This is a genomic window from Kitasatospora sp. NPDC094015 (genome assembly GCF_040304075.1).
Taxonomy (GTDB): Bacteria; Actinomycetota; Actinomycetes; order Streptomycetales; family Streptomycetaceae; genus Kitasatospora.
Genome location: NZ_JBEOUL010000031.1, coordinates 38,918 through 55,419, shown reverse-complemented (window position 1 = coordinate 55,419; position 16,502 = coordinate 38,918). Strand labels below are relative to the sequence as shown.

Sequence of the window (16,502 nt, the reverse complement as noted above, 5' to 3'; positions counted from 1 at the left end):
TTCACGCGATCACGGTGACCAGCAGGTCGTCCTCGACCAGCCAGCGCCCGGCGAACCCGCGCAGCTCGCCGCCGTCCGCGGTGGTGCCGTCCACCAGCAGCCGGGCCGTCCAGGTGCCGTCCGGGGCGAGCGTGACGTCCGCCTCCTCGAACTCCAGGAACCGCCGGGTCAGCGGGAACCACGCCTTGTAGACGCTCTCCTTGGCGCTGAACAGCAGCCGGTCCCAGTGCACGTCCGGCCGCTCGGCGACCAGCTCGGCCGTGCGGGCCTGCTCCTGCGGCAGCGCGATCACCTCCAGGACGTCGTCGGGCAGCGGCGCGTGCGGCTCGGCATCGATCCCGACGGTCCGCAGGTCGGCCGTGCGGGCCACCACCGCGGCCCGGTAGCCGGCGCAGTGCGTCATGCTGCCGACCACCCCGGCCGGCCAGAGCGGTGCACCGCGCTCGCCGCGCAGGATCGGCACCGGCGGCAGGCCCAGCCCGCCGAGCGCCCGCCGGGCGCAGGCCCGTACGGTGGCGACCTCGTTGCGGCGGGCCGGCACGGCGTTGGCCACGATCACCTCCTCGCCGGGCAGCAGCGGGGCGTCGGCCAGGTCGTCGAAGGCCTCGGCCCACGCGGCGCCGGGGGGCAGCAGCCGTTCGATCACCGCTCCTCCGCCCGCAGCACCCGGCGCGGGCCGTGCGGGCCGCCGCGCGGCGTCCACTCCCGCGGGTAGCCGAGCGACACCTCCTCGAAGCGGACGCCGTCGGCCCAGGTCACCCGCGGGATGTGCAAGTGGCCGTAGATCATGGCGGCGGCGTTGTAGCGCAGGTGCCAGTCGGCGGTGCGCTCGGTGCCGCACCAGAGCGCGAACTCGGGGTAGCGCAGGATCCTGGTGGGCTCGCGCACCAGCGGGTAGTGGTTGACCAGCACGGTGGGCAGCGCCGGGTCCCGGCGGGCCAGCAGCCGTTCGGTCTCCGCGATCCGGACCTCGCACCAGGCCTCGCGGGAGGGGTACGGATCGTGGTGCAGCAGCACCTCGTCGGCGCACACCACCCCGGATTCGTAGGCGACGGCGAGCGCCTCGGTCTTGTCGGCGGTGCCGGCCGGGCGGAAGGTGTAGTCGTAGAGCAGGAAGAGCGGGGCCACGGTCACCGGGCCGCCGGGGCCCCCGTCCCAGACCGCGTACTCGTCCTCGGGGGTGAGCACGTCCAGGCCGCGGCAGAGGTCGACCAGGCCGCGGTAGCGCTCCTCGCCGCGCAGCTGCACCGGATCGTCCTTGGGGGTCCACAGCTCGTGGTTGCCGGGCGCCCAGATCACCTTGGCGTAGCGCTCGCGCAGGGTGGCGAGCACCCACTCGATGTCGGCGAAGCGCTCGCTCACGTCGCCCGCGACGATCAGCCAGTCGTCCGGCGACTCCGGCATCAGCTCCTCGACCACCGTGCGGTTGGCCGGGTAGCCGACGTGCAGGTCGCTGATCGCGAACAGGGTCCCGCTCATACCAGCGCCCCCAGCCGCCCGGCGATCACCGCGGCGATCTCTGCCTGCCGGCCGTTCAGGTAGAAGTGGCCGCCCGGGAAGACCTCCAGGTCGAAGCCGGCCGCGGTGTAGCGCTCCCAGGCGCCGGCGGCCGCCACCTCGGTGACCGGGTCGGCGTCGCCGACCAGCGCGGTGACCGGGCAGCGCAGCGGCTCGGCGGGGCTCGGCAGGTAACCCGACAGCGCGGTGTAGTCGGCGCGCACCGCGGGCAGCGCGAGGGCCCGGATCTCCGGGTCGGCCAGCAGGCCGGTGTCGGTGCCCTCCAGCGAGGTCAGGTGGGCCACCAGACCGTCGTCGTCGAGCAGGTGCGCGGCCTCGTCGCGCCGCAGGTGCGGGGCCCGCCGGCCGGAGACGAACAGCCGGACGCAGTCGCGGCCGACCGCCTCCAGGTGCCGGGCGGCCTCGTACGCCACGGTGGCGCCCATGCTGTGGCCGAGCAGCGCCAGCGGGCGGTCGTCCTGCTCGCCGAGGGCGGTGAGCGCCTCGACGGCCAGCTCGGTGAGGCTGGTCAGCGGGGTCTCGAAGAAGCGGTCCTGGCGGCCGGGGTACTGGACGGCAAGGACCTCGACGCCCGGGGAGAGCGCGGCCGACAGCGGGTGCCAGTAGCTCGCCGCGCCGCCGGCGTGCGGGAAGCACACCAGCCGGACGGGGGCGTCCGCGCCCGGGTGGAACCGCCGTATCCAGCGGTCGCTGCTCATCGCCACTCCCTGTCACGATCACGAACGGTCAACGGTGGACCGCTCCGACAATACTCTGACGGCCGTTCAGTTCTCCGGATCTTCCGATCTCCCGATCTTCGGATCGAAGGCCGGCCGATCCGGAACCCTTCCGTCCCATTGTCCGCCGGTCCGGCCCCCGCCCGGCACCAGGGCCCGGCCGGAGCGGACGACCGCTCCGCAGTCGTCGCCCGCCGGACGCCCCGCGGCCACCTGGCGGTCGGCGGCGGACCGGAGGATCGCACCCGGAGGGCGGCACCGAGGCCGCCCCGGTGCAGCCGCCGGAGGGCACGTGACCATCGTCCAGACGGCCCCCGCCCGACACCGGGCACCCGAGCGCCGCGCGGTGCCGCCGCTGATCCGGATCGCGACCGCGCGCGACGCCCCGGCGCTGTACGTGCTGTCCGCCCCCTTCATGCGCTCCGGCGAGCTGCGTCCCCGCACCCTCGCCGACTACCGCACCGGGGCCACCGAATTCCTGCTGGTCGCCGCCCCCGGCAAGCCGGCCGGCTGCGTGGCGCTGCGCCGGGCGGCGCCCGCCCCCGACCACCCCGCCGCGGGCATCGTCCACAACCTCTGCGTCGACCCCGCCCGGCAGGGCAGCGGCCTCGGCGCCCAACTGGTGGCCGCCGTCCTCGCCCGGGCCGAGGACCTCGGCCTGCGCACGCTGTACACCGCCAGCACCGGCAGCGCGGTGCTCTTCCTGCGGGCCGGCTTCCAGGAGGTCCCGGCCGCGCTCGCGCCACCGGCGTGGGCGGCCGCCCTCGACCCGGCCCGCAGCTCCCGGGTCTACCGCCACGAGCTGCCCGCCCCACCCGGCCCGCCGCTCCCCCGCGCCGGTATGACCATTGGGATTTGACCGCCCGTCACCCCTCGGGCAGCCGTAGGGTGGCGGCCATGGCCGCCCCTCTCTCCCCGCCGCCGGGCCCGACCCGCACCGCCCGGCTCGCCGCGTACGACACGCTCGCGGCCGCGCTCTCCCGGCCGGACGGCCGCGGTCTGGAGAAGCTGCTGGCGGGGGCGGCCGCGGTCGGCACCGGTGGGCGGGCCGCCCGGCTGGAGGTCGCCGGGCTGCCCGTCCTGGCCCGGCGGGTGCCGCTCACCGACCGGGAACTGCTGGCGGGGAACGTGCTCTCCACGGCCGACCTCTTCGGCCTCCCCGCCGCCTGCCACCACGGCGTCGACAGCCCCGGCACCGGCGCCTGGCGCACGCTCGCGGCGCACTCCGCCGCCACCGACCTGGTGCTGATGGGCCAGGCCCAGGGCTTCCCGCTGCTGTACCACTGGCGGGTGCTCCCCGACCCGGACGCGGCCGCCCTGCTGGACCAGGCCGAGGCGGAGCGGATGATCGACCGCTGGGACGGTGCGCCCGGCGTCCGGGCCCGGGTCGAGGAGCTCGGCCGGGCCTCGCACAGCGTGCTGCTGTTCCTGGAGCACGTCCCGTTCAGCCTGGCGCAGTGGCTGTCCGCGCGGACGGCCGAGGGCGGGGCCGGCGCCGAAGCCGCCTGGAGCGCGGCGCGGCAGGGCGTGGAGCACGCCGCGGCCTTCCTGCGCGCCCGCGGGACGGTGCGTTTCGACCTCGACCCGGACCGCCTGCGCACGGACGGCCGCCGGCTCTACCTCGCCGGCCCCGGGCCGGTGCTGGACCAGCGGTTCGAGCTCTCCGCCGAGGAGGCCGGCTTCCTGAGCGAGCAGTTGGACCACGGCCTGGCCCGGGCGGCCGCCGGCCTGGTGCGCTGCGCGGAGCCGATCGCACCCGAGGCCCGGCCGGCCGCGGCCGCCGCCGTGATCGCCCGGTACGCCCCGGTCGCGGCGGTGCTGGACGGCTTCCTCGGCCGGCTGCGGCAGGAGGGCGCCCGGGCGGTGTACCCGGCGCAGGAGATCGGCGACGCGCTGGCCGGGCCGGAAGGCGCCGCAGCGCCCTGACGGCCGGCGGACCGGTCCCGGCAGGGCGCTGCGGCGGGCGGGGGTCAGAAGGTCAGGGTGACCTGGTCGACCGTCCAGAACGCGCTGTTGGTGCCGGTGTAGCGGAACTGGAACTGGGCGGTTGTGGCGCCGGCCGGGACGGTGATCGGCAGCTTCTCGAAGGCGTTCAGGTCCGCGCGGTAGGACTTGACCAGCTGCGGGGTGCCGGAGTCGAAGGAGACGTACACGTCACCGGTCTGCGGGCCGTCGATCTTGTAGTCGGTGGCGAAGTTGAGCGTGGCCCGGGTGGCGCCGTTCAGCGGGTAGCGCGGGCCGATCAGGGTGGAGTCGAACTGGCCGGCGCCGTGCGACTTGTCGTCCCACTCGTCGGAGTCGGCGACCGCGAAGACGTTGCGGGCCCGGACGTTGGTCTCGCGGGACTGGCCGAGCTGCGCCGCGGTCCAGAACTCGTCGGTGGCGAACGCCCACCCGCGCCACTCGGTGACCCCGCCGCTGGGCATCCGGGAGTTGTCGATGCTCCAGCCGGCCGGCGGGGTGCGGGTCCAGCCCTTGGTGGCGGCCGGGATGCCGGTCTCGTCGGTACGGGCCTGCAGCGAGGGGCGCAGCGCGTCGAAGGCGTCGGGGGTGATCTCGTCGATCGGACGGCCGTCGAGCTGCCAGGCCGGGTCGATCGCGACGCCCTCGTGCTTGAGCACGGTCGGCGCGATGTCGACGAGCTTGACGTCCTGGCGGGTGGAGCCGGGGGTGAAGCCGGCACCGTCGGCGATCACGAAGGTCTGCCGCTCGTTGGCGCTGTTCCCGCCGTGGCCGCCGGCGTCGGTGTGGCCGTGGTCGGTGGTGACCACGATCAGCCAGTCCTCCAAGGCGTAGGTCGGCCGGCCGCGGACGGCGGAGACCACCTGGCCGACCAGGCCGTCCACCGAGTGGATCGCGGCCGCGTACTGGCTGCTGGCGCCGCCGTAGCTGTGACCGGCCTCGTCCACCTGGTCGAAGTGCAGGAAGGTGGTGTCGGGGTTGCCGTTGCGCAGGTAGTCGGCGGCGTCGGCGGCGGTCTTGGTGTCGTTGTCGGCCTCGGGGATGCGCAGGTCGGCGCGGCCGTTGAAGACCGTATCGGCCACCGGGCTCCAGGAGGCGACCACCAGGGTGGAGGCGGCGGGGGCGGCGGTCTCCAGGCGGGTGGCGAGGTCCGGGTAAAGGGCGAAGCGCGAGCCCGCGAAGGTGTTGTCCTTCACACCGTGCTTGTCCGGCCACACGCCGGTGGCGATGGTCGACCAGCCCGGACCGGAGAGGGTCGGGGCCAGCGGGTCGGCGTACAGGTTGCTGGTGGCAGTGGTGCCGCCGGCCATCAGCGCCTTGAGGTTGGGCGCGTCGCCCGCGACCAGCTTGTCGTAGCGGGTGCCGTCGACACCGATGACCAGCGTCTTGGCCTGCTTGGTGCCGGCCGGCAGACCCTTGTACGGCCCGGTGGCGGCGGCCGCCTGAACGGCCGTCAGCGTCACGGCGGTGGTGGCGACCGCGGTGACCGCCGCGGCGATCCGGAGGGTTCGGGACATGCGCACGGAGAGCTCCCTGGAGGAGGGGGGACGAGGCGCGGCGCGTCTTGCGCCGGTACGAGCGTGCGGGCGCCCGGCGATGCGCGAGCCTCCCCGAGCGCACCGCCGCATGAACAGCGCGGGAACTTCGGTCCAGACCCGTTACCGTTCCGTGATCCGAGCCCCGGGCTCCCGGCCACCCGCCGGTAGGGTGGCGAGATGAGTCCAGGCACCTCGCACGCGCCCGGCGCGCCCGTCCGATCCGGCGTCCCGGAGCACGGTCGGCTGCCCAAGTACTACGTCGTCAAGACCCGGCTGGGCGAGCTGCTGGACGAGCTGGGCCCGGGCGGCCTGCTGCCCACCGAGGTCGAGCTCGCCACCCGGTACGGAGTGGCGCGGGCGACCCTCCGTCAGGCCCTGCGCGAGCTGCTGCTGGAGGGCCGGCTGCGCCGCCAGGGCCGGGGCACGGTGGTGGCCGGCGCCAAGCTCGAACAGCCGCTCTCGCTGGCCAGTTACACCGAGGGCGTCAGCCGCCAGGGCATGCGGCCCGGCCGCACCCTGATCGGGCTCGACCGCTTCCCCGCCGACCGCGCCACGGCCGAGCAGCTGGAGCTGCCCGAGGGCGAACCGGTCTGGCACCTGGAGCGCGTGCTGCTGGCCGACGAGGAGCGGATCGGACTGGAGAGCACGTACGTGGCGGTGGCCCGGGTGCCCCGGCTGGACCTGGACTTCGACCCGGCCTCCTCCTTCTACGCCTACCTGCGCGCGCAGGGCGCCGAGCTCGGCACCGGCCGCGAGCGGATCGAGACGGTGCTGGCCACCCCGCGCGAGGCGCTGCTGATCGGCACCCCGCCGGCGCTGCCGATGCTGCTGCTGCACCGGCGCAGCCGGGACGCGGCCGGCGCCCCGCTGGAGCGGGTCCGCTCGCTCTACCGGGGCGACCGGTTCAGCTTCACCCTCGACCTCACGGCGCCCGGCGACGCCTGAGCCGGGCCCAGGCCGGGCCGCCCGCGTCGGCCGCCGCGGTCACCCGCCGGTCCCGGCCCGGCCGTGGGCCGCCCGGGTGACTTGGGGCCGGACGTCCCGGCCGCCCGGGCCGCCGCGGGGCGAGACTGGCCGGGACCGACGAGGAGGTGCACGATCATGACCGACCAGACCCCCGCACCGCAGGTGTGGCCCTCGCTGCGGGCGAACGACGCCCGGGCACTGATCCGGTTCCTGGTGGAGGCGTTCGGCTTCGAGGAGACCGTGGTCTACGGCGAGGGCGAGCAGGTGCACCACGCCCAGCTCTCCTGGCCGGAGGGCGGCGGGCTGATGCTCGGCTCGGCCCGCCCCGAGGACGAGGAGGACAGCTGGCCGCTGCGCCCGGGCCACTTCGGCGCGTACGTGGTGACGGCGGACCCGGACGCGGTGCACGCGCGGGCGGTCGCCGCCGGGGCGCAGATCATCACCGGGCTGCACGTGACGGACTACGGCTCGCGGGACTTCGCCGCCCGCGACCCGGAGGGCAACCACTGGTCCTTCGGCACCTACCGCGGGGAACCCCGCACGACGCCGCGCCCGGCGCCCTGACCGGCGGTGCCGACCACCCCGGCGGAGCGGCTGCGCGGGCTGTGCCTGGCGCTGCCCGGCTGCGAGGAGCGCCCCAGCCACGGCGAGGCGGCCTGGTTCGCCGGCGGCCGGCGGATGTTCGCCACCCTCGCCGACCGGCACCACGACGACCGCCTCGCCTGCTGGCTGGCCGCTCCGCCAGGCCTCCAGGAACACCTGGTGACCACCGATCCGGAGCGCTTCTTCCGGCCGCCGTACGTCGGCCACCGCGGCTGGCTGGGAGTCCACCTGGACGTCGAGGTGGACTGGCCGCACCTGGCGGATCTGGTGGCGGCGGCCTACCGCCTGGTCGCGCCGGCCGGGCTGCGGGCGGAGCTGGACCGGCGCTGACGGGCCGGCGCTGACCGGCCGACGCCGACCGGCCGCTCGTCGGCTCCGGCCCTCCGCTCAGCCGGAGAGCGCGAAGGCCAGCAGTGCCGAGGCCGTCATGTCGAGCGCCGGCTCGCTGCTCTGCCAGGAGCGGACGTCGTCCACGTACCGGCTGCCGTGCCCGGTGAACGCGGAGAAGGCGTCGGTGCCGCCGGGCGGGCAGGCCCGCATGCCGTCCAGGTGGTCGCCCAGGCCGCCGCTGAACTGTCCGGTCCCGTTGGGGCCGTTGACGATCGCGCCGAGCTGGACGGCCGACCCGCCGTTCAGGCCACCGGCCAGGTTGGGCAGCTGCCCGGCGGTGCAGTGCGGGTAGGTGGTGCCCGCGCCGACCATCATCGAGGTGCCCCAGGCGTTGGCGCCCAGGATCCAGTCGGTCTGCTGCACGCCGAAGCGGTTCAGCGCGGTGTCGCCGGTGAGGTCGCGGTAGAGCCGGGTGGTGGCGGCCAGGCCGAGCGCGTGCGAGTCGGCGTCGAAGTCGCTGTACACCGCGCCCATGTGGAACGGGTCCCGGTCCGCGCGGGCCTTCGCCCCGGTGATCTGCGCCTTGAGGTCGGCGACCAGGGCGTCGTAGCCGATCGCCAGGCCGCCCGGATTGCCGGCCGCCCGGATCGCCCGGGCCAGTTCGGCCTGGGCCAGCGCGCTCGTGTTGTACATGTTGAGGGTGTCGGTGTTGCCGGTGGCGTCGTACGCCGCGGCCCAGTCCGCCGCCCGGGCGAGCCAGCCGGAGGTCCGCGGATCGGCCAGCGCCTGCCCGGCCAGGGCGAGTTCGGCGCCGCCGAAGGCCAGGTCGTCCTTCCAGCTGTCCTCGGGGTAGTAGGCGTGCGGGACGGTGGTGACCAGGGTGCCGGGGGCGGTGTCGGCGAGCGCGTAGACCTGCCCGGCGGTGTCCAGGTACCGCTTCGCGCGCACCGGGTCGGCCGCCGCCCACAGCTGGGCGCCGAGGGCGAAGTCGGCGGCTATCCGGCCGGCCTGGTTGGGGCTGATCCGCGCACCGGGGGCGCCGGCCCGGAACACCGGGCGGTTCTTCAGGAACGGGTGCGCGGCGTCGGTGTCGTCCCGCTCGGGCAGCCGCCAGACGTCGTGGTCGCCGACCACACCGCCGTTGGCGGTGCCCGAGCCGAGGCCGACCTGGATGTAGAGGGTGGCGGTCTTCCCGTCCCACATCTTGTCCAGCCAGTCCAGGCCGTGCTGGGCCTCGGCCCGCAGCGCGGACCCCGGCGCCGCCCCGCTCTCCCGGGCGGCCAGTTGCAGGGCGGCGTCGGCGTACGAGGCGGTCTCGGTGAACTTGAGGTAGTCGCCGGCGTCGAACCAGCCGCCCTCGACGTCGACCGTGCCGCCGATCCTGGTCGGCGCGGCCTTGATCGTGTCGCCGTCCGAGGAGGTGAAGGCCGGCCAGTTGTAGACGGTGGCGGTGGCGTCGGTCAGGTGGGCCGGCTTGCGGTTCAACCGGCCGGGGACGGTGGCCCGCCCGTCGCGCTGGGACTGGAAGAAGGCGGTGGCGTCGTCGGTGAGGGCACCGAAGAGCGTCCCGGCGGCCCCGATGGTGAAGCTGGGCGAGGAGCCGGTGGCAGCTCCGGCCACCTCGATCCGGTACGTCCCGGCGGCCCGGACCCCGGTGAAGTCGATCAGGTAGACCGCGGGGTAGGCGCTGTTCCAACTGCCAAGACTGGTACCGGTGGTGCCGCTGGCCACGGTGGCACCGGCGGTGTCCAGCAGCTTCCAGCCGGCGCCGGTGACGGCCGCCTTGGAGAGCAGGAACGCCTCCTTGGCGCCGCTGTCGGCGTAGCCGACCTGGTTGACCCGGACCAGTCCGGTGGTGGCCGCCCCGGCCGGCGCTGCCAGCGGGGCCTGCAGGAGGGTGGCGCCGAGCGCGAGGGCGGCCAGCAACGCCGGCCGGCGGGACGTGCGGGGCCCGATCGGGGCGGTGCTGCCGAGCGAGGTCACGCTGCCGACTCCTGGGGGGAAGGGAGGGAGAGTATTGACAGGAAACTTTCCTAATGCTCGGCGAAGGTAGTGCCACCCGCATCCGCGGTCAATAGTCCGCACCAGGCCTTGACTCATCAAGTTAGGAAACTTAACTTATGGACCTCTCGTGCACCCCGCTTCTTCTCACCCCCACGGAGTTCCCATGTCCGGGACGCTCACCAGACGGATCGGCCTGTTCCAGGCCACTGCCATCAACATGAGCCAGATGTGCGGCATCGGCCCGTTCGTCACCATCCCCCTGATGGTCGCGGCCTTCGGCGGCCCGCAGGCCATGATCGGCTGGATCGCCGGGGCGGTGCTCGCCCTGGTCGACGGGCTGGTCTGGGCCGAACTCGGCGCCTCCCTCCCCGGCTCCGGCGGCTCCTACGTCTATCTCCGCGAGGCCTTCCAGTACCGCACCGGCCGGCTGATGCCGTTCCTGTTCGTCTGGACGGCGATGCTCTTCATCCCGCTGATCATGTCCACCGGCGTGGTCGGCTTCGTGCAGTACCTCGGCTACCTCTGGCCGTCGATGGGCCAGGGCCAGGGCGACCTGGTCGGCCTGGCCGTGGTGGGCCTGGTGGTGCTGCTGCTGTGGCGCAAGGTCGAGAACATCGCCCGGCTCACCACGGTGATGTGGGGCATCATGATCGTCGCGGTCGGCGCGGTGATCATCGCCTCGTACAGCGACTTCTCGCCCTCGATGGCCTTCACCTGGCCCGCGCACGCGATCGACCTGACCCACGGCCAGTTCTGGCTGGGCTTCGCCGCCGGTCTGACCATCGGCATCTACGACTACCTCGGCTACAACACCGCTGCCTACCTCGGCGCCGAGGTCAAGGAGCCGGGCCGGGTGATGCCGCGGGCGATCATCTTCTCGATCATCGGGATCATGGCGATCTACCTGCTGCTGCAGATCGGCGTGCTCGGCGTGGTCGACTGGCACGAGATGCTCGACCCGAACTCGGTGGCCTCCAAGTCGGTCGCCTCCGCCGTACTGGAGCGCGTCTGGGGCCACGCGGCGGCCGACGTGGTGACGGTACTGATCCTGATCACCGCCTTCGCCTCGGTCTTCGCCGGCCTGCTCGGCGGCTCCCGGGTGCCCTTCGACGCCGCCCGGGACCGGGTCTTCTTCCGCTCCTTCGGCAAGCTGCACAGCCGCCACCGGTTCCCGGTCCTCGGCCTGATCGCGATGGGTGCGATGACCGCCGTCGGCTTCCTGATCGGCCGGCACACCAACCTGGCCACCCTGATCGGGCTGCTCACCACGGTCATGGTGATCGTCCAGGCGCTGGCCCAGATCCTCGCCGTCACGGTGCTGCGGCGCCGCCAGCCCGACCTGCCGCGCCCGTACCGGATGTGGCTCTACCCCGCGCCGAGCATCCTGGCCGCGATCGGCTGGCTGGTCATCTACGGCTACGCGGACCGCAACGCGCCCGGCCTGCACCCGATCGAGTGGTCGCTGGTGTGGGTGCTCGCCGGTGGACTCGCCTTCCTGATCTGGTCCAAGGTCGAGAAGGTCTGGCCGTTCGCCCCGACCGAGATCCAGGAGGAGTACCTCCCCGCCAAGGCCTGACCCCGTCCGACCCGCCGTCACGGCCCGGCACCCGCACCGCGCGGGTGCCGGGCCGTGGCGCGACCGCGGCCCGGGCGCGGCCGGCCGGCCGGCCGGCCGGGTCAGGCCGTGCCGAGCGGGGCGTCCGCGGGCTCGGGCGCCACCCGGTCCGGCACCGCGTAGGCCGCGCCGACGGTGGTCCGGTCGAAGACCCGCCAGGTCGCGGCCGTCACCAGCACGGCGACCACGAAGCCCACCCAGTACGGCGCGGTCAGCCCGAACGCCCCGGCCAGCACGCCGCCGAGCAGCGCCCCGAGGCAGTTCCCGCCCGCCGCCACGAACAGGTTGCTGCTGCCCACCCGGCCGAGCATCTCCGGCGGGGTCAGCCGCTGGCGCAGCGAGTTCGCCACGATCCCCCACAGCGCGCCGTGCACGCCGAACGCGAACAGCGCGAACCCGATCAGGTACGGGCTGCGCGAGGTCGCCAGCACCAGGTGCATCCCGGCCTCGATCAGCAGGCCGACCCGGATCGTCCACACCGCGGAGACCGCGGCGATCAGCCGGTCGCCGACCACCGCGCCGAGCACCCCGCCGGCCGCCATGCAGGTGAACAGCAGGCCGTAGCCGACCGAGCCGAGGTGCAGCCGCTGGTCGGCGAGCAGCACCAGCACCGCGGTCGCCGCGGTGAGCGTGACGTTCAGCAGCCCGATCAGCACCGCCATGGTGCGCAGCAGCCGTTGGCGCAGCAGCCAGCGCAGCCCCTCGGCCATCTCCGCGAGCACCGAGCCGGCCGGCGTCGGCCCGGCCGCGTCCGCCGGCGCCCCGTCCTGGCCGGTGGCGGCCCCCGGCAGGGCCCGGTAGACCCCGCCGACCAGGCCGATCAGCACGGCGCTGGCCGCGTAGGTGGCGGCGTTGACGAGGAAGGGGAGCCCGGCGGCCAGCACGAACAGGAAGCCGCCGAGCGGGCCGGCGACCATCTGCTGCATCAGGGTGGTGCCGCCGAACAGCAGGCCGTTGGCCCGCTCCAGGCGCTCCCGAGGCACCACCGCGGGCAGCACCGCCTGGCTCGCCGCGCGGAAGACGATCTCACCGCAGTTGACCACGAACAGCACGGCGTACAGCAGCGGGAGGCCGGCGTGCCCGGTGGCGATCGCGCCGGCCAGCACGGCGAGCGCGGCGACCCGCGCCCAGTCGACCAGCACCATCAGCCGGCGCCGGTCGACCCGGTCGACCAGCACGCCGCCGGGCAGGGCGAACAGCAGCCACGGCAGCCAGCCGACGGCCGCCGCCGCGGAGACCAGCAGCGGGTCGTCGGTCCGGGCGGCGACCAGCAGCGGGGTCGCCACCATGGCCAGGCCGCTGCCGAGGGCCGAGGTCGTGCTCGCGGCCCACAGCTTGACGAACCGGGCGCCGAGCGGCTTGACCGCGTTGTCCACCATGAGGGGGGAACCTACCAGGGCGTACCCGGACGGTCGCCGGAATTCCCGGTGCCGGCGGCGCTCAGCCGAGGCCCGCCGTGCGGCGTTCGAAGACCTCGGGGCGGGCCGTGCGGAGGGCGGTGGCCAGGGCTCCCTGGAGCACCGCCTCGTCGCCGAGCAGGCTGGCGGCCAGCCGGGGGCGCAGCGGGGTGAGCCGGTGCATGGCCTGTTCGACCGGTTCGAGCAGCAGGTCGGCGCCGTGGCCGAGGCCGCCGCCGAGCACCACCAGGTCGGGGTCGAGGACGGCGGAGACGACCGCGAGGGACCAGGCGAGCTGTTCGGCCTCGCGCCGCACGGCCCGGACGGCCCGCCGGTCACCGGTGCGGGCGGCGGCGAAGACCTGCTTGGCCGTCAGCGGGCCGGTCAGGCCGAGCTCCTTGGCGGTGCGCACCACGGACTCCGCCGCGGCGGCCTCCTCCAGGGTGCCGCCGCCGGGCAGCGGGAGCAGGCCGATCTCGCCGGCCGCGCCGCGGGCGCCGCGCTGGAGCACACCGTCGGCGACCACGCCCATGCCGAGTCCGGTGCCGATCAGCAGGTAGACGAAGAGCCGGCTGCCGGCGCCGGCGCCGCGCGCGTACTCGCCGAGGGCGGCGAGGTTGGCGTCGTTGTGCACGCTGATCCGGGAGCCGAGGCCGGCCTCGATCCGTTCGAAGAGGCCGCGCCGGCCCCAGCCGGGCAGGTTGGGGGCGTACTGGACGCGCTGCTCGGTCTCGTCCCAGACGCCGGGGCTGCCGATGGCGGCGTGCACCACGTCGGTGGCGTCCAGGCCGGCCTCGGCGGTGGCGGTGCGGGCGGCGGCGACCACGGAGTCGGCGACGGCGTTGGCGGTGCGGCCCCGGTTGGGGACGTCCTGGCGGCTGACGATCCGTCCGGTCAGGTCGGCGAGGGCGACCCGCAGCCGGGCCCGGCCGATGTCGATGCCGAGCACGTGGCCGGCGTCCGGGTCGGGTTCGTAGAGCACCGCGATCCGGCCGCGCTCGGGAGCCAGCAGGCCGGCCTCGCGGGCGAGACCGGCCTGCTCGAGGGTGGCGAGCGCCGCCGAGACGGTGGGCTTGGACAGGCCCGTGTCGCGTGCCAGCTGGGCCCGGGAGGACGGGCCGTCGGTGCGCAGCCGTTCCAGCAGCAGCCATTCGTTGTTGCTGCGCAGGCGCTGCCGGCTCCACGGCTGCGCGGTGCGGGGCTGTGGCGCCGGACCCGGCTCGGCCTCCGGGCCGTCGGCCGGCACGGGGCGGGAACTCATCGATTCCTCCGGGCGGTTGCGGTTGTCGTCCGACCGCAACTCTATGCAATCGGTCCGCGTCCCCGGAGCGGGCCCGGGCGCCGCGACCGGCCCGGGGCCGCGCCGCCGGCGGCCCGGTCAACCCACGCCGACCGCGACCCGGTCGGCCAGCAGGGCGCGGGCCCGGGCGAGCGCCGCGCGGTGGTCGCGTTCGCCGGTGTAGACGCAGACGGTGTAGCGGGCGTCGTCCCGCCGCCGGCGGGCCGGTTCGTCGAGGGCGCCGAGGGCGGCGAGCCCGTCGAGTTCGCGGACCAGTTCGTCCAGGGCGGTGTAGTTGATCAGTTGCATGCGTCCACTCCGGTGCGAAGACGGTGGGTCGCCGACCCGGCTACCCGCGATCCCGGGCGGCAATCCCCCGCATGCCGCAGCCGCCCGGATCACATCCGAATTCGACCGCAAGCAGCACAATTCGTCCACATATCAGGGGCGGTGCGGTGACGGAACGCGGTGGACCGGCCCTGCGGCCCGCCCCGGGGGCGGGTTCCGGTCGCGGAGCGCCGTCCGCCATCGGGGTGAACCCAAGATTGTTTCGAATGGCGGGTTCGAGTCGATCGCCGGACACTCGGAGTCCGGGGGGCATCTCGACATTGAGAGGCGACCCGTGAAATCACGATCCACCGGGGTTGTCGTCGCTGCTGCGGCGGCATCCCTCGTTCTTGCACTCACCTCCTGCGGCAGCGCCAAGCAGTCGACCACCGCCTCGTCCTCCGGCTCCGGTTCGGGCTCCGGCACCGGAACGGTCAAGATCGGCCTGCTGCTCCCGGAGACCAAGACCACCCGGTACGAGCAGTTCGACAAGCCGCTGATCGAGCAGAAGATCAAGGAGATCGCGCCGAACGCGCAGATCGACTACTACAACGCCAACCAGGACGCCACGCTCCAGCAGACCCAGGTCGACACCGCCCTCACCAAGGGGAACCAGGTGCTGATCCTGGACGCGGTGGACGCCAAGGCCATCCAGTCCTCGGTCCAGAAGGCGCACGACGCCGGCGTCAAGGTGGTCGCCTACGACCGGCTGGCCCAGGGCCCGGTCGACTCGTACGTCTCCTTCGACAACCGCAAGGTCGGCCAGCTCCAGGGCGAGGCCCTGGTGGCCGCGGTCGGCGACAAGGCCGGCTCCGGCAAGATCATCATGATCAACGGCTCGCCCACCGACCCGAACGCGGCCGACTTCAAGGCCGGCGCGCACAGCGCCATCGACGGCAAGCTCACGGTCGGCAAGGAGTACGACACGCCGAACTGGGACCCGAACAACGCCAACCAGGAGGCCGCCGCGGGCATCACCGCGATCGGCGCCCCGAACGTGGTCGGCGTCTACTCGGCCAACGACGGCATGGCGGCGGGCATCGCGACTGCGCTCAAGGCCGCCAACCTGAGCGTCCCGCTGACCGGGCAGGACGCTCAGCTGGACGCCGTCCAGCGGATCCTGGCCGGCACCCAGACGATGTCGATCTACAAGCCGTACAAGCCGGAGGCCGACACCGCCGCGCAGATGGCCGTGGCCTTCGCCCAGGGCAAGTCGCTCGGCTCCGACCTGGCGTCCGCCAAGGCCACCAGCGGCAGCGGCCAGGCGGTCCAGTCCGACCTGATCACGCCGGTCGTGCTCACCAAGGACAACATCAAGTCCACCGTGGTCGCCGACGGGCTGTACACCGTGGCCCAGATCTGCACCCCGGACTACGCCGCCGCCTGCGCCGCAGCCGGTCTGCAGTAATCCCACCGTCCGGAGGAGTTGATAGCCATGGCGGGTCCTCCCGTGCTGGCTCTGCGCAGCGTCTCCAAGCGGTTCGGCGCGGTGCAGGCCCTGACCGACGTGGACCTGGAGGTCGTGGCCGGCGAGGTGGTCGCCCTGGTGGGTGACAACGGCGCCGGCAAGTCCACGCTGGTGAAGGCGATCGCCGGGGTCAACCAGCCCGACGGGGGCGCGATCGAGTGGGAGGGCCGGGCGGTCACCATCCACCGGCCGCAGGACGCCCAGCACCTGGGGATCGCCACGGTCTACCAGGACCTGGCGCTCTGCGACAACCTCGACGTCGTCGGCAACCTCTTCCTCGGACGCGAGCTGAAGCGCTTCGGGGTGCTGAACGAGGTCGCGATGGAGAAGCGGTCGCGGGAGCTGCTCAGCACGCTGTCGATCCGCATCCCCAGCGTCCGGATCCCGATCGCCTCGCTCTCCGGCGGGCAGCGGCAGACCGTGGCGATCGCCCGGGCGCTGATCGGCGAGCCCAAGATCGTCATTCTGGACGAACCCACCGCCGCCCTCGGCGTGGAGCAGACCGCCCAGGTCCTGGACCTGGTCGAACGGCTCCGCGACCGGGGGCTCGGCGTCATCCTGGTCAGCCACAACATGGCCGACGTGATGGCGGTCTCCGACCGGGTGGCGGTCCTGCGGCTGGGCCGCAACAACGGTGTCTTCGACGTCCGCTACACCAACCAGCAGGAGATCATCTCCGCCATCACCGGCGCGACCGACAACGCCGTGACCCGGCGGCAGGCCCGCGGGCAGGAGGGGATGGCATGACCGGGGACCAGAACGACCGGAGCCGCGGCGAG

Annotated in this window: 16 protein-coding genes; 8 read left to right on the top strand and 8 right to left on the bottom strand. The window is 74.2% G+C overall.

The annotated features are described in order from the left end of the window. Nucleotide 1 precedes the first annotated feature (1 nt). Genes ABT014_RS28435 through ABT014_RS28425 form a run of 3 tightly spaced genes read right to left on the bottom strand, consistent with a single transcriptional unit; the run spans nucleotide 2 to nucleotide 2,216 of the window. Nucleotides 2–646 (bottom strand): 4'-phosphopantetheinyl transferase family protein, encoded by a 645-nt coding sequence (locus tag ABT014_RS28435; RefSeq protein ID WP_350642066.1) that lies wholly within the window; start codon nucleotides 644–646, stop codon nucleotides 2–4. After that, on the bottom strand, nucleotides 643–1,479 hold the full coding sequence (locus ABT014_RS28430) for a metallophosphoesterase family protein (protein WP_350642065.1): 837 nt from the start codon (nucleotides 1,477–1,479) through the stop codon (nucleotides 643–645). Before ABT014_RS28430 ends, ABT014_RS28435 begins: the two co-directional genes overlap by 4 nt. Beyond that, entirely contained in the window at nucleotides 1,476–2,216 is a 741-nt protein-coding gene (locus ABT014_RS28425) for a thioesterase II family protein (protein WP_350642064.1), read from the bottom strand. Before ABT014_RS28425 ends, ABT014_RS28430 begins: the two co-directional genes overlap by 4 nt. A gap of 310 nt (nucleotides 2,217–2,526) precedes the next feature. Here ABT014_RS28425 and ABT014_RS28420 point away from each other — a divergent pair, with 310 nt between their 5' ends. Together ABT014_RS28420 and ABT014_RS28415 are read left to right on the top strand one after the other, a co-directional pair. Further along, on the top strand, nucleotides 2,527–3,093 hold the full coding sequence (locus ABT014_RS28420) for a GNAT family N-acetyltransferase (RefSeq protein WP_350642063.1): 567 nt from the start codon (nucleotides 2,527–2,529) through the stop codon (nucleotides 3,091–3,093). A gap of 38 nt (nucleotides 3,094–3,131) precedes the next feature. After that, entirely contained in the window at nucleotides 3,132–4,160 is a 1,029-nt protein-coding gene (locus ABT014_RS28415; protein ID WP_350642062.1) for a protein kinase family protein, read from the top strand. A 44-nt stretch (nucleotides 4,161–4,204) separates the two neighbouring features. Here ABT014_RS28415 and ABT014_RS28410 read toward each other — a convergent pair whose 3' ends face one another. Continuing rightward, entirely contained in the window at nucleotides 4,205–5,713 is a 1,509-nt protein-coding gene (locus tag ABT014_RS28410; protein WP_350642061.1) for an alkaline phosphatase family protein, read from the bottom strand. A 198-nt stretch (nucleotides 5,714–5,911) separates the two neighbouring features. On the opposite strand from ABT014_RS28410, the gene ABT014_RS28405 reads away from it, so the two are divergent. The 3 genes from ABT014_RS28405 (at nucleotide 5,912) to ABT014_RS28395 (ending at nucleotide 7,633) form a co-directional block, all read left to right on the top strand. Next, nucleotides 5,912–6,679 (top strand): GntR family transcriptional regulator, encoded by a 768-nt coding sequence (locus ABT014_RS28405; RefSeq protein ID WP_350642060.1) that lies wholly within the window; start codon nucleotides 5,912–5,914, stop codon nucleotides 6,677–6,679. 156 nt (nucleotides 6,680–6,835) lie between these two features. Next, nucleotides 6,836–7,264: a VOC family protein gene (locus ABT014_RS28400; protein WP_350642059.1), complete on the top strand. Its 429-nt coding sequence runs from the start codon at nucleotides 6,836–6,838 to the stop codon at nucleotides 7,262–7,264. 6 nt (nucleotides 7,265–7,270) lie between these two features. Beyond that, nucleotides 7,271–7,633, top strand: a complete 363-nt coding sequence (locus tag ABT014_RS28395; RefSeq protein ID WP_350642058.1) for an MmcQ/YjbR family DNA-binding protein — start codon at nucleotides 7,271–7,273, stop codon at nucleotides 7,631–7,633. Nucleotides 7,634–7,690: 57 nt separating this feature from the next. On the opposite strand, the gene ABT014_RS28390 is transcribed toward ABT014_RS28395, so the two are convergent. Beyond that, complete coding sequence (locus ABT014_RS28390; protein ID WP_350642057.1) at nucleotides 7,691–9,616, bottom strand: glycoside hydrolase family 9 protein; 1,926 nt, start codon at nucleotides 9,614–9,616, stop codon at nucleotides 7,691–7,693. A gap of 184 nt (nucleotides 9,617–9,800) precedes the next feature. Between ABT014_RS28390 and ABT014_RS28385 the strand changes: the two genes are divergently transcribed. Beyond that, complete coding sequence (locus tag ABT014_RS28385) at nucleotides 9,801–11,213, top strand: APC family permease (RefSeq protein WP_350642056.1); 1,413 nt, start codon at nucleotides 9,801–9,803, stop codon at nucleotides 11,211–11,213. Between the two features lie 101 nt (nucleotides 11,214–11,314). On the opposite strand, the gene ABT014_RS28380 is transcribed toward ABT014_RS28385, so the two are convergent. From ABT014_RS28380 to ABT014_RS28370, 3 genes are all read right to left on the bottom strand, one after another. Beyond that, nucleotides 11,315–12,631, bottom strand: coding sequence for an MFS transporter (locus ABT014_RS28380; protein ID WP_350642055.1), 1,317 nt, complete (start codon nucleotides 12,629–12,631; stop codon nucleotides 11,315–11,317). 61 nt (nucleotides 12,632–12,692) lie between these two features. Beyond that, the gene (locus tag ABT014_RS28375; RefSeq protein WP_350642054.1) at nucleotides 12,693–13,910 is read right to left on the bottom strand and encodes an ROK family transcriptional regulator; all 1,218 of its coding nucleotides are present in this window, start codon (nucleotides 13,908–13,910) and stop codon (nucleotides 12,693–12,695) included. A gap of 117 nt (nucleotides 13,911–14,027) precedes the next feature. Next, entirely contained in the window at nucleotides 14,028–14,237 is a 210-nt protein-coding gene (locus tag ABT014_RS28370; RefSeq protein WP_350642053.1) for a DUF5133 domain-containing protein, read from the bottom strand. Nucleotides 14,238–14,550: 313 nt separating this feature from the next. Between ABT014_RS28370 and ABT014_RS28365 the strand changes: the two genes are divergently transcribed. Further along, nucleotides 14,551–15,663, top strand: a complete 1,113-nt coding sequence (locus tag ABT014_RS28365) for a sugar ABC transporter substrate-binding protein (RefSeq protein ID WP_350642052.1) — start codon at nucleotides 14,551–14,553, stop codon at nucleotides 15,661–15,663. Nucleotides 15,664–15,690: 27 nt separating this feature from the next. Continuing rightward, complete coding sequence (locus ABT014_RS28360) at nucleotides 15,691–16,470, top strand: ATP-binding cassette domain-containing protein (RefSeq protein ID WP_350642051.1); 780 nt, start codon at nucleotides 15,691–15,693, stop codon at nucleotides 16,468–16,470. The last annotated feature ends 32 nt before the right edge of the window (nucleotides 16,471–16,502 follow it).

What these genes read in the sequence shown, in the direction of transcription:
- ABT014_RS28430 (WP_350642065.1), bottom strand. Translation starts at nt 1,479, where the DNA reads ATGAGCGGGACCCTGTTCGCGATCAGCGACCTGCACGTCGGCTACCCG.
- ABT014_RS28425 (WP_350642064.1), bottom strand. Translation starts at nt 2,216, where the DNA reads ATGAGCAGCGACCGCTGGATACGGCGGTTCCACCCGGGCGCGGACGCC.
- ABT014_RS28415 (WP_350642062.1), top strand. Translation starts at nt 3,132, where the DNA reads ATGGCCGCCCCTCTCTCCCCGCCGCCGGGCCCGACCCGCACCGCCCGG.
- ABT014_RS28410 (WP_350642061.1), bottom strand. Translation starts at nt 5,713, where the DNA reads ATGTCCCGAACCCTCCGGATCGCCGCGGCGGTCACCGCGGTCGCCACC.
- ABT014_RS28405 (WP_350642060.1), top strand. Translation starts at nt 5,912, where the DNA reads ATGAGTCCAGGCACCTCGCACGCGCCCGGCGCGCCCGTCCGATCCGGC.
- ABT014_RS28400 (WP_350642059.1), top strand. Translation starts at nt 6,836, where the DNA reads ATGACCGACCAGACCCCCGCACCGCAGGTGTGGCCCTCGCTGCGGGCG.
- ABT014_RS28385 (WP_350642056.1), top strand. Translation starts at nt 9,801, where the DNA reads ATGTCCGGGACGCTCACCAGACGGATCGGCCTGTTCCAGGCCACTGCC.
- ABT014_RS28380 (WP_350642055.1), bottom strand. Translation starts at nt 12,631, where the DNA reads ATGGTGGACAACGCGGTCAAGCCGCTCGGCGCCCGGTTCGTCAAGCTG.
- ABT014_RS28375 (WP_350642054.1), bottom strand. Translation starts at nt 13,910, where the DNA reads ATGAGTTCCCGCCCCGTGCCGGCCGACGGCCCGGAGGCCGAGCCGGGT.
- ABT014_RS28370 (WP_350642053.1), bottom strand. Translation starts at nt 14,237, where the DNA reads ATGCAACTGATCAACTACACCGCCCTGGACGAACTGGTCCGCGAACTC.
- ABT014_RS28360 (WP_350642051.1), top strand. Translation starts at nt 15,691, where the DNA reads ATGGCGGGTCCTCCCGTGCTGGCTCTGCGCAGCGTCTCCAAGCGGTTC.